Origin of the sequence: Streptomyces sp. NBC_01294, assembly GCF_035917235.1 — a bacterium.
In the GTDB taxonomy this organism is placed as follows: Bacteria; Actinomycetota; Actinomycetes; order Streptomycetales; family Streptomycetaceae; genus Streptomyces; species Streptomyces caledonius.
The window spans coordinates 1,922,431-1,934,505 of the sequence record NZ_CP108423.1; the positions used below are offsets into that span (position 1 = coordinate 1,922,431).

The 12,075-nt window shown below is 68.4% G+C and carries 4 protein-coding genes; all 4 read left to right on the forward strand.

Annotated features, from left to right (window positions below; translation table 11 throughout):
• Positions 1–32: 32 nt before the first annotated feature.
• The 4 genes from drmD (at position 33) to OG534_RS08615 (ending at position 11,978) form a co-directional block, all read left to right on the forward strand.
• On the forward strand, positions 33–3,251 hold the full coding sequence (drmD, locus tag OG534_RS08600) for a DISARM system SNF2-like helicase DrmD (protein WP_326587496.1): 3,219 nt from the start codon (positions 33–35) through the stop codon (positions 3,249–3,251).
• Entirely contained in the window at positions 3,248–7,579 is a 4,332-nt protein-coding gene (locus OG534_RS08605) for an Eco57I restriction-modification methylase domain-containing protein (protein WP_326587497.1), read from the forward strand. Before drmD ends, OG534_RS08605 begins: the two co-directional genes overlap by 4 nt.
• Before the next feature lie 136 nt (positions 7,580–7,715).
• Positions 7,716–10,058, forward strand: a complete 2,343-nt coding sequence (locus tag OG534_RS08610; protein WP_326587498.1) for a hypothetical protein — start codon at positions 7,716–7,718, stop codon at positions 10,056–10,058.
• 330 nt (positions 10,059–10,388) lie between these two features.
• A complete protein-coding gene (locus OG534_RS08615; RefSeq protein WP_326587499.1) occupies positions 10,389–11,978 on the forward strand; it encodes a hypothetical protein in 1,590 nt (529 codons plus the stop codon).
• The last annotated feature ends 97 nt before the right edge of the window (positions 11,979–12,075 follow it).

Here is a 12,075-nt window from a genome sequence, read left to right on the forward strand (position 1 = left end):
GCGCATACGAGCCATGGAGAGAAGGCGGCAGCATGACGCAGACGACCCGGCAGGGTCAGGGGACACGTCCCTCGGACCAGCTCCCCGAAGAGGGCGAGCTGGTCGAGGTGCGCGGTCAGAGCTGGGTCGTGGCGCGGGTCGAGGCGGCACCGCCCACGAGTGGCCGGGCAGCCACGCTGGTCCACCTGCAGTCGGTCGCCGATGGTCGCTTCGGCGACACCCTCTCCGTCATATGGGAGGTCGAGCCGGGGCGCAGGGTCCTGGACCGCGGTTCGCTGCCCGATGCCTCCTCCGGCCAGTTCGACCCGCCCTCCCGCCTGGCCGCGTTCCTCGACGCCGTCCGTTGGTCGGCCGTGGCCTCCGCCGACGTCAAGACCCTCCAGGCGCCCTTCCGGTCCGGCGTGGCCGTCGAGCCGTACCAGCTCGAACCGGTCTCCCGAGCTGTCGGCGCACCCCGCGTCAACCTCCTGCTCGCCGACGACGTGGGCCTCGGCAAGACCATCGAGGCCGGCCTGGTCGTCCAGGAACTGCTGCTACGCGGCCGGGCCCACCGGGTCATGGTCATCTGCCCGGCCGGCCTGACCCTCAAGTGGCGCGACGAACTGCACGACAAATTCGGCCTCGACTTCACCATCGTCGACTCCGAGCACTGCGCCCGGCTGCGCCGTACCCACGGCACGGCGGCCAATCCCTTCCGCGTCCACCCGCTGACCATCGTCTCCCTGCCCTGGCTGCGCGGCGCGAAGGCACAGCGCCTGCTGGACGAGGTGGTCCCCACCCACGAAGAGAACACCGAGGACGGGGCCCGCCTGCGCCGCTTCTTCGATCTTCTGGTGCTCGACGAGGCCCATCACGTGGCACCCGCCGCCCCCAAGCAGGTGTACGCCGTCGATTCCCAGCAGACCAAGCTGATCCGGCGCCTGGTTCCGCACTTCGAGCACCGCCTCTTCCTCTCCGCCACCCCGCACAACGGCTACCCGGAGTCGTACACCGCCCTGCTCGAACTCATCGACAATCAGAAGTTCGCCCGCGGAGTCGACCCCGACAAGCAGTCCCGTGACGAGACGGTCGTGCGCCGGCTGAAGGCCAACGTCACCAACCCCGACGGCACCCCCCGCTTCCGCACCCGGCAGACCCGCGAACTCCCCGTCGAGTACACGGACGTCGAGCGCGAGGTCCACGGCCTGCTCGGCAGCTTCGCAGACCTGCGCAGGCAGCGCATGGCTCCGAAGGCCCGCGGCGGTCGGCGCGCCGCCGACCTCGTCACACTGCTCCTGAAGAAGCGCCTCTTCTCCTCCCCCGCCGCCTTCCTGCACACCGTCAAGGTCTACCTCTCGCACCTGGACGACACCCAGGGCCGCCCGCGTTCGGCCGCGGCCGAAGTCCCGGACTGGCTGGAGGACTTCCCGGACCTGGCCGCCGAACTCGACGACCTGGGACTCGCCGACGCCGAGGATGACGCCCTCACCCGCTCCACCAGCCTGACCCCGCAGGAGGACGGCGAAGAGCTGACCCTGCTCCGGCAGATGGAACGCTGGGCGCTGACCCACGAGGCCGCCGCCGACTCCAAGGCCGATGCGCTGATCAACGCGCTCAAGGCCATCTGCCGTCCCGACCGGCACTGGACCAATGAGCGGGTGGTGGTCTTCACCGAGTACCGCGACACCCAGAAGTGGCTGCTCCACCTGCTCCGGCAGCACGAACTCACCGACGGCGGCCGGATCGCGGTCCTGCACGGCGGGCTGAGCACCGAGGACCGCGAGGAGATCCGTCTCGGCTTCCAGGCCGACCCGGCCACCGAAGAGGGCACGGTCCGCATCCTGCTGGCGACCGACGCCGCCAGCGAGGGCATCGACCTTCAGAACCACTGCCACCGGCTGTTCAACTACGACATCCCGTTCAACCCCAACAAGCTCGAACAGCGCATCGGCCGCATCGATCGATGGGGCCAGCGCCACGACCCGGAGATCACCCACTTCATCGGCTCTGGATGGGAACAGGCCAAGGCCGGCTCCTACGAAGCCGACCTCGAATTCCTCTCCCGTGTCGCCCGCAAGGTCGCCAAGATGGAAGAGGACCTCGGATCCGTCAACGCGGTCATCGCCGACGCCGTGCAGCGCCGGATGACGGGTGACCAGACCCCCGTCGACATCGAAGGCGCCAAGCCGAAGCAGATCGCCGGTCGCCGCACCGGCGGCACCATCGCCGCCGAGCAGAACGTCACCGCGCAGGCCAAGCGCCTCGCCGACCAGTACCAGGAGACGGTCGACGCCCTCGGCCTGACGCCGTCGAACATCAAGCGGGTGGTGGACACCGCCCTCGCGCTCGACCACCAGCAGCCCCTGGCCCCGCACCACAGCGAGGACTTCGAGGGCGGCCTGTACGAGGTTCCGCCACTGTCCGGCACCTGGGAGCGGGCAACCCGGGGCCTGGCCCACAAGCTGCGCCCCGCCGAGCAGCGCCCGGTCACCTTCGACCCGCAGATCGCCTCGCTCGGCCGCGACGACGTCGTCCTCGCCCACCTCAAGCACCCGCTGGTCGCCCTGTCCACCCGGCTGCTCACAGCCGCCGTGTGGAACGCCGACAGCGTCGGACTGCACCGCGTCACGGCCGTCGTCAGCGACGACCCCGCCCTCCAGACCACCCTCGTCTCCGCTTATGCCCGTTACGTGCTGGTGGCGGCAGACGGCACCCGCCTGCACGAGGAAATCCTGTATGCGGGCGGATGGTTCGGTGACACGGGCCGGTTCCGCCGTTGGGACTCCGTCCGTACCCAGGGCGCCACCTTGGCCCGGGCGCTCACCGACGGCACCAAGGCCGCGCCCGCCCTGCACCAGGAGCTCACGGACGCCTGGACCCGGCTCAACGGCCCCCTGTACGAATCGCTCGCCGCCCGCGCCCGCGAACTGCGCGCCAGCCTGGGGAAGCGGCTCGACGATCGCAAGGCTGAGGAAGAACGCCGGATCCAGGGCACCCTCGACCGCTTCGAGGCCACCCTGCGCGCCAAGCTCAAGGAGGAGGGCGAGGAAGCCAACGAGCAGATCGCCCTCTTCGGCACTCGCGAGGTGACCACCGCAGAACAGCGCCAGTACCGCGAGGACCGCGAACGCTGGCAGACCCGCCTCGACGACCTCGGCACCGAACGGGAACGCGAGCTGGCGGCCATCGCCGCCCGCTACGACGAACCGCGCTCCCACCTCTTCCCCGTCGCCGTCGTCTTCGTGATCCCCGCAAAGGAAGCCCGCCGATGAGCCGCCCCGACGCATCCCGAGGCCTCGCCGCCGCCAAGGCCAAGGCGCTCGACGGCCGCGCCCAGCACCAGGAGTGGCTCGACCTCACCGAGGTCTCGGGCCCGTTCCTGACCCTGCCGGTCCTCCTCCAGACCTGGCCGCAGCTCGACGCCCTCGACAAGGACCTGAGGGCCCGGCTGCGTGCCCATCACGCCGACTGGCAGACCGACACCACGGCGGGCCGGGACGAGTGGGTGGCGTACGTCCTGCGCTCGCTGCTGGAGTGGGGCGACGCCCTCGCGCTGCGCCAGGGCGAAGCCGAGGACATTCCGGACCTGGTCCTGGACCGCTTCACCCTCGACGTCCCCGAACACGGCGCCCGCCTGCGTGCGGACTTCGCCCTAGTCGAGCCGGGCGCGGACCTCGTCTCGGAGCCCGACGCGGAAGCGGCAGCCAAGCAGGTACGCGTCCTCGGCATGACGGTGCCCAGCGGCACGGCTCCCACGGCCCGGCCTGCGTGGGGAGACGACTGGTCGGCAAGCCCGGCCGATCGCCTGGCCCGCCTGCTGCGCCACCACAACGTCCCACTCGGCCTCCTCACCGACGGCCGCTGGTGGTGCCTCGTATGGGCGCCGGTCGGCGGCGTGACGACGACAGCGGTCTTCGACGCCATCGGCTGGAACGAGGCCGCGGAACGCAACGTCGTCCGCGCCTTCCTCTCCCTGCTCCGCCGCCGCCGCTTCTTCGAGTACGCGGAATCGGAGACCCTGGTAGGCCTGCTGAAGAAGAGCCTGGACGCGGGCGACGAGGTCACGGACGCGCTCGGCGTCCAGGTCCGCCAGGCGGTGGAACTTCTGGTCGACGCCATCGGCCGGGCGGACGTACGGGCGATGGAGAAGGGCGCGCCCGGCCTGCGGGCGAGCGGGGTCGGCGCGGACGAGGTCTACCGCGGCGCGGTCGCGGTGATGATGCGCGTGGTCTTCCTCCTCTTCGCCGAGGAACGCGGTCTGCTCCCGGCGGACCGTGAGGTGTACGCGAAGTCGTACTCGGCCCGTTTCCTGCGCACGGAACTGAAGGCCCGGGCGGACGCGGAGGGCGCAGCCTCGCTGGAGCACACCACGGCGGCCTGGCATCGGCTCATCGCCCTGTTCCACGCGGTGCACGGCGGTGTGGACCACCCGGACCTGAAGCTTCCGGCATACGACGGCTCGATCTTCGCCCCGGATACCTACGCCTGGCTGGAGCAGACCACCCCGCTCCTGCCGATCGACGACCGCACGGTCCTGCACATGCTCCAGTCCGTGCAGGAGGTGAGCGTCGGCTCGGGCAGGCAGCGCGAGAGGCGCACGCTGAGCTTCCGCGCCCTGGACGTCGAGCAGATCGGCTACGTGTACGAGGGCCTGCTCTCGTACGACGGCGAGCGCGCCACCGAGACGATGGTCGGCCTGATAGGGCCGGCGGGCATGGAGCACGAGGTCCCGCTGCGGGAGCTGGAGTCGCTGGCGGCGACCTCGAACGGCAACGTGAAAGCCCTCGCGAAGAAGATCCACGACAAGTGGAAGGACCCGAAGCCGCCGGCGAGCGCGGCGAAGCTGGAGAAGCTCCTCGCCCCGGCGAAGCCGGAGGAGGTGGCGGAGTCGAAGCGTCGCCTCCAGGCGGCCTCCCGGGACGCCGAGCTAACGGAACGCCTACTGCCGTTCGTGAACCTGCTGCGGCTCGACCTGCGCGGTCTGCCGGTGGTGATCCCGGCCGGTGCGCTGTTCGTGACGGAGTCCTCCCTCCGCAAGAACACCGGCACGCACTACACGCCGAGGTCGCTGGCGGAGGAGGTCGTCCGGCACGCGCTGGAGCCTCTGGTGTACGAGCCGGGCCCGCTCCAGACGGCGGACGAGGCGGCCTGGATTCCGAAGTCGGCGAAGCAGATCCTGGCCCTCAAGGTGGCGGACATCGCGATGGGCTCGGCGGCGTTCCTGGTGGCGGCGTGCCGCTACCTGGGCGACCGGCTGATCGAAGCGTGGGCCCGGGAGGACCGGGAGGACGCGGTCACATTCCGGGCCGGCCGCGCCGTGGACACGGTGACGGCGGCAGACACGGAGTCCGACCCGCTGGTCATAGGGGCACGCCGCCAGATCATCGAGCACTGCTTGTATGGGGTGGACATCAACCCCATGGCGGTCGAGATGGCGAAGCTGTCTCTGTGGCTAGTCTCGATGGACCCGGACCGCCCGTTCACCTTCCTGGACGACAGGTTGGTGGCCGGCGACTCGCTGCTGGGCATTACGTCACTGGATCAGTTGGAGGTCATGGACCTCGATGCGGCACGGGGGCGACGGCGGCATCGACGTGGCGTTGTTGACTTCACAAGCGGTGTCAGAGAGCTGACAGACCAGCTCTCGGGACAGCGTATGCGGATTGCCACATTGCCGGGTGACGCAGAAGGCGTGGCGCAGAAGCGGGCGATCCTGGCCGAGGTCAGCGAGAGAGCAGGACAGATTGCCCTTCTCTCAGACCTCACAGTTGGTGCTGCTCTCGCTACTCATGGCTCCGGCCCCCTTCCAGCGCGGGAAGCGTTGCAGAAGGAGATGGCCCGCCAAGGGTGGTCGTTGAGGCGGTCAGAGGCGCCGATGGCAGCTGCGGGACTCGGCTACGTGATCACAAGCGGTGTGGAGGAGGCAACAGTCGAGGCCCAGACCCTTTCAGACGAATGGCTGGCGACGGACCTCCCCGAAAAGGCCGCCACCCGCAGACCGTTGCATTGGCCCATCATCTTCCCTGAGGTGTTCAAGGACGGAGGCTTTGACGCGATCATCGGAAACCCTCCGTTCCTCGGCGGCCCGAAGGTCACTCCGTCCACTGGACTGGCCTATAGAAAGCACCTTGCCACGATTGTGTCGAAGGGCGTAAGCAAGACGAACACGGATCTTGTTGCCTTTTTCCTCATGCGCTGCAGCACCCTGGTTAAGCAGCCACAGGGCACGGTAAACGTAATCGCGACAAATAGTCTCGCACAGGGGGATACCCGCGCTGTCGGACTTGACCAGCTGACAGCCTCTGGGTGGGTTATCAATCGCGCCGTAAAAAGCCGCCCCTGGCCTGCCCGGAGTGCCGCTCTTGAATTCTGCGCCGTATGGATGAGCCGCACTCAAGGGAAAAGCTCCGTACTCGACGGCCATTCCGTTACGGGCATCACATCATCCTTGTCAGCAGCCTCTCGAGTCTCGGCAGATGTAACACCATTGGCAATGAATCAAGGTATCTCGTTCATTGGGCATCATGTGAACGGCTCGGGATTCCTACTGACCCCGGACGCAGCCCACGAATTGATCTCAAAGGATTCAGGTAACGCCGAAATCCTCAAGCCTTACTTGATCGGACAAGACCTCAATCAGATTCCGGGCGGAAAGGCCAGTCGATGGATCATTAATTTTCGCGACTTGGATCTACCTGAAGCCGAAAACTTCCCCGATTGTTTGCGCATCATCGAACGCCTAGTGAAGCCGGAGCGCGAGCAGCGCAATAGGGCATCGCACGCACGTAGATGGTGGCGCTTCGCGGACTATCGAGAGGGAATGGAACGAGCCCTGTCACCGCTTGAACGGTGTGTGGTTATCACACTCGTGAGTAAATCGGTAATGCCGGCTCTCGTTCCGACTGGGCAGACTTTCTCGCACGCCTTGGCTGTATTCGCAAATGATGATCTCGCCCTCCTGGCTCTACTGAGTGGTGCCCCCCACTACTGGTGGGCCCTCGACCGTGCCTCCACCATGAAGGGCGACCTCCGCTACACGCCCACGGACGTCTTCGAGACCCTCGTACGCCCGCCGCTCACCGACCGACTCCGCTCCGCCGGCACTCACCTCGACGAGTTCCGCCGTGAACTCATGCTGCGCCGCAACATCGGCCTGACCGCCACCTACAACCTCGTCCACGACGAGACCTGCCAAGACGCCGACATCGCCGAACTCCGCCGTATCCACGAGGAGATCGACAAGGCCACCGTCGAGGCGTACGGCTGGCACGACCTTCTGGACGAGACCGGCGCGATGCCACCCGCCGACCCGACTCACGTGACGGTCCCGCTCGACCACGGGTTCCACGAGACCGACCAGGGCCCGCGCTATACCATCGGCCTCCTCGCCAGAACCGAGATCATCGACCGGCTGCGCCAGCTCAACCACCAGGCTTACGCCGACGAGGTGTTCCTCGGGCTCCACAAGAAGCCCAAGACACACCCCGACATGCCCCCGGCCTCCGAAGAGGCCCGCCGCAAGAAGGCCGAGGGAAAGCAGACCACCACCGTCGACTTCGACGATGACGCGCTCTTCCCCCGCGGGGACACCATCTTCTGAGTCGCCTGCGTGGGGCCCGGCCAGCCGGGTCCCACCCCCGCTCCAACCACCCTTGCCAGCGCCGCCGATGGAACGCCATCGGCGGCGCTGACAGGGCTACGCGCACCCACCGACCCCACCCTCACCGCGAGGCCCCATGTCATCTTCCGGCATCGCCTTCGACCACCGCCGCGTCCAGACCGCCGTGATCGGCAACAAGAACTCCGACCACCCGGTCATCCTCCCCATGGACGCCCACGAGCTGGACATGTGGCGCAAGGCGCATCCCAACTACACCTACTGGTGCGGCATCCAGCTGGGCGGCTGCGGCGGCGAGTTGAGCGACAGGCGGTACACGCAAAAGGTGTGCCACTTCGCGCACCACCCCAGTGCACCCATTTGCCGTCGCACCGACAACGGCGAGTCCAGCGCCGACCACCTCTTCATCAAGCGCGGCGTGCAGCGGCTGCTGAAGAAGCAGAAGGTGCGCGGCAACGTGAACACCCGCAACCTCGGCACCGGCCCGGGCGACGCCGTCGACGTCCACCTCCCCGGCGGCCGCCGCCGGCTCCGCTTCCAGCTCAGCTCCCTCGACCACCGCGCCTGGCGACGCGCCGCGGACGACCTGACCGATGGCTCCGAGGATCTGGACTGGATCTTCGGCCCGGACACCCCCGTCTCCCGCGAACTCGCGGGTCGGCACGGTTTCACCCTGCGTGTCCGCTGCGAAACCGTGGGCGGTGAACGCCGCGTCCACATCGGAGCAGAGGCCCGCGACCGCACGGTCCAGTGGACCCCGCTCGAAGACTGCACGCTGACACCAACGGGCCTCTCCACCCAGCACGTCGAGAAGATCCGGCTGTCTCTCCCCCGCCCCAAACTGCCGTCGTTCCCTCTCCTCGGTGGCCTGGTCTTCGCGCTTGTACCCGAAGCCAAGGTCCCCACCTCCTCCCCGTTCGCGGTCGGCGACCGCCACCTCGTCGTAGCGGACTTCAAGCCGACCGACAGCCCCATCGTCCGCGCGCTCCTCTCTCTCCCCGGCGACACGGACGTCCCACCAGCCGAACACGTCTACCGCATACCCGAGTCCTCCCGGATGCTGGTCACCGACGACGGCCGCGGCTGGGCCGTCGAAGCCAACCGCTACGTCCGGCTCAACGCCCACGAGGCCCAGCGCACCGGCCTGTGGTCCCCTCCCCCGCGCTCGCAGGCCGACAGTCCGCCGCCCTCCACCACGGTTCCACCGGCCGGGAAGAGCCCCGAGCCGCAACCCGCTCGTGTACTCGCCCCACCGAAGGCCCCCGCCGCTGCACCGAAGGCGGCCCGCACCCAGGCGGACCTGGTCTCCGCCATGCGCAAGGCGCTCTCCCGCACCGCCCAACGGCGCTCCACCACCACCTGGGAGGAACTCGCCCGCGGAATCGGCCGAGAGGTTTCGCTCCTATCGAAGAGCGAACGCATCGCACTGCTCGTAGCCGTAGACACACCCCTGTGGGCCAACGTGCCCGTGCTCTGCGCGCTCATCCAGCACGACAATGGCCCGCTGCCCGAGCTGGGCGATGTCCTTGACCGGCTCGGGGTGCAGAACTCCAAGGGTTCACATCGCCTCAAGCAGTGGGCCACCGTTGAGATTGAGCGCGCCCATGCCGCGTACGGTCAGCCATCGCAGGCCATGAAGCCCCGCCTGGAGCTGAGCTCCGCGCCTTCCGTGCCCGAGGTTACGGTCGCCAAGGCGCTTCGCACCTGGGTCAACCCACAGATGATCCCTGCACCGAAGCGGTCGGCCGCAACACCGGTGACGAAGCGCACCGACGCACGGATCAGCGAACTGATCGCCGAGCTTCGCAAGATACAACCGAAAGTCAGCAGGCCGGTTCGCAAGCGCGCCAACAAGGCGGTCACGGGCGCCCGGGTATGGCTCGGCGAACTACCGGTCCAGCAATCGCCCAGGAAAAGCCCGGTTGCCACCCAGAGTCGCCAACACCACGTCAGCTCCCTGGAGAACGCCCTCAGCGCCGCCTGCAAGGACATCGCCGCCGCGCAGCTCCGTGAACGTCAGGAGCAGGAACAGCCTCCGCCTGCCCCCGCAGAGCCAAAGGAGTCAGTGCCCGCACCGCTCCCTTCAGCACCGAAGGCTTCCTCCGGCACGCTGTATGAGCGGCTCAAGCGTCAGCTGATCAACGCGGCCGCCCAAGGCCAGACCATCCCACTCCTTGACCTGGAAAGCGGCCCCACCCTCCCGGACGAGACGCTGCGCTGGCTGCTGACTTCCATCGACCGAAACGTCGGGCCCGATGCCCCGCTGCTCTCCGCACTGGTCACCGCCCCGGACGGTGGGCCCGTGCTGTTCTTCCGCCAGATCCTCAAGGAGGCCGGGCTTGCGCCGCCGGAGACCGACGGATGGCTCACGGTCGTCTGGCGCAGGGAACAACAGCGGGCCCATGCGGCGTACGCGAACCCACCGCGTGAGCTTCCGCCGAGGCTGATGCCCCCGGCCTGATCCACTCGCAGGTCAGGCGCGGAACTCCCCGTGCCTGACAGCGGAGAAGAAGCACGTCCAGCCGACCGCCGGGAACACGAGCACCGGGCCTCAGAGCGAAGTGCCACAGGCCCAACGCCTCCGCCTCCAGCGCCCATGTAACCGGTACCACTCGCGCCTCCTCCGCGAGGCAACCACATCCACCATGCGCGTGCACTGGCAGACCGGGCAGCACGACGACAGGACCCGCTGCCGCGACTGCAAGCGCCAGCCATGCCTCTGAGGGCGGAGTCACAGCCCAAACGAAGAACACTTGTGTGAACTAAGTCAATGGACGTAGAGTTGTCGACCATGACCACCACGGGGAATCTCGCCGACTTCCGCTCCCTACGCCGCGCATGGTTCGAGGACGTCACTCAGCAACTGTCCCGCCTCCTCGAGAGGTTGTCTCCGGAGATCCACTCCGCCATCCCGGACGACCTCGGCCCCCGCGACCTCCTCGCCGCCACCGCGCTCGCCCGTACCGCCCAGGCCGACATGGAGCGCCAGGAGATCGCATACGTGGCGGGCGACCTCGTCCGCCTGGCCGGCGGGCGCGGGGCCCGCCATCCGCAGCGGGTCGCCGAGGTCGAGGCGCTGTGGACCGCGCTGCGCGAGCCCACCATCCCCCTCCTCCACTCGTGGTGGCGCGAGCCGCTCGGCGAGGGGCTCCTCGCCTACTGGGCGCACTCCAGGGCCGCCTCCGTGGGCTGGCCGCAGGTGCACAAGGAGCTGCGCGAGCGCTGGTCGGTGGACAGTGACGGCATCTGGCGACGCGATCTCGGACCCGCCCATGGGCCGGACGATGGCGACTGGTCCGGGTACTTCGCCTATCTGGAGACGCACACGCACGGCCAGGAGGCCCAGTTCGCGCGGATGCTCCTGACCCGCTTCGACGGGCTGGCCGAGGAGATCGACGCGTTCACCTCGGAGTGCGCCGCCGAGCTGGCGGCCGCACCCCACCTGGCCCTCGTACACGCGGAACGCAGGCTCGCCGAATCGCTTACGACCGTGGTCGAGGGGAACCTCGAAGCCGGGGGCGACGACCTGCCCGACGACCTCCATTCCGCCATGCAGGAGATCGTGAGGACCGGCCGCTCGTACCTGGAGTGGCTGGAGGGCGAGTTCCTCCCACACCTCACCCCACTGGAGCGGGCCCACCTCTCCCTCGACTCACCGGAGGCCGCCCGCATAGAGGCGTATCTGCAGCGGTACACGCAGATCTGGTGCGCCCCGGGCGACCCGGCGCTGCCCACGCCGGTCTTCACCGAGGAGGACTACGCCCCCCTGAAGCCGGCCGAGCGCCCGCACTCGATCGTCCCGGAGTGGATGGGCGCGGTCGCCAAGGCCTATGCCGAGGCGGGCCCGTTGGGCTGGACCGGCACCGTCGGTTCACAGCCCTGGTGGCTCTACGTCGCCGACGCAGGCCTCGAGTCGGCGGCGGCCATGCGCTTCAAGCACGACGGGCAGGTGCGCATCGGACACCGTACGCTCGACGACCCGCACGACATGCTCGTCGGATTCCCTCAGAACGACCCCGACGCACACAACCTGCACATGCGATTCCGCTACGACGAGGACGACGCGCACCAGATGTGCGAGCTGCTGATCCTGTCGCGGGCGGGGCGCACCCAGCTGGGTTTCCTGGTCCGCGACGCGAGCGGGGCGTACCGCATGCTGCGGGCGGTCAGCGTCCCGCTGCCCGAAGCCCTGCGGGAGGCCATGCAGGACAAGGCGTTGCGTCGGCTGGACAGCATGACCGGGGGTGATCCCCGGGTGCTGGCGAAGCTCATCGAGCCCGAACCGACCCCCCAGGCCTTCGAAGACGACGAGGTGGACGAGGACGAGTCGGCCGGTCTGCTCGACGGCGGGCTCTTCCCTCGCGGCGACACCCTGTTCTGACCGCAACGAGACACGAACTTCGTTGTGAACTGAGTCAATGTGCACAATTCTCTGTGAGGGCGCCATCCAAAGCCCTCCACCGGTAGTCTCAAGCCTG

Bases quoted from the DNA above. Each gene is read 5' to 3' on its own strand.
- drmD (WP_326587496.1), top strand. From the start codon at position 33: ATGACGCAGACGACCCGGCAGGGTCAGGGGACACGTCCCTCGGACCAG.
- OG534_RS08605 (WP_326587497.1), top strand. From the start codon at position 3,248: ATGAGCCGCCCCGACGCATCCCGAGGCCTCGCCGCCGCCAAGGCCAAG.
- OG534_RS08610 (WP_326587498.1), top strand. From the start codon at position 7,716: ATGTCATCTTCCGGCATCGCCTTCGACCACCGCCGCGTCCAGACCGCC.
- OG534_RS08615 (WP_326587499.1), top strand. From the start codon at position 10,389: ATGACCACCACGGGGAATCTCGCCGACTTCCGCTCCCTACGCCGCGCA.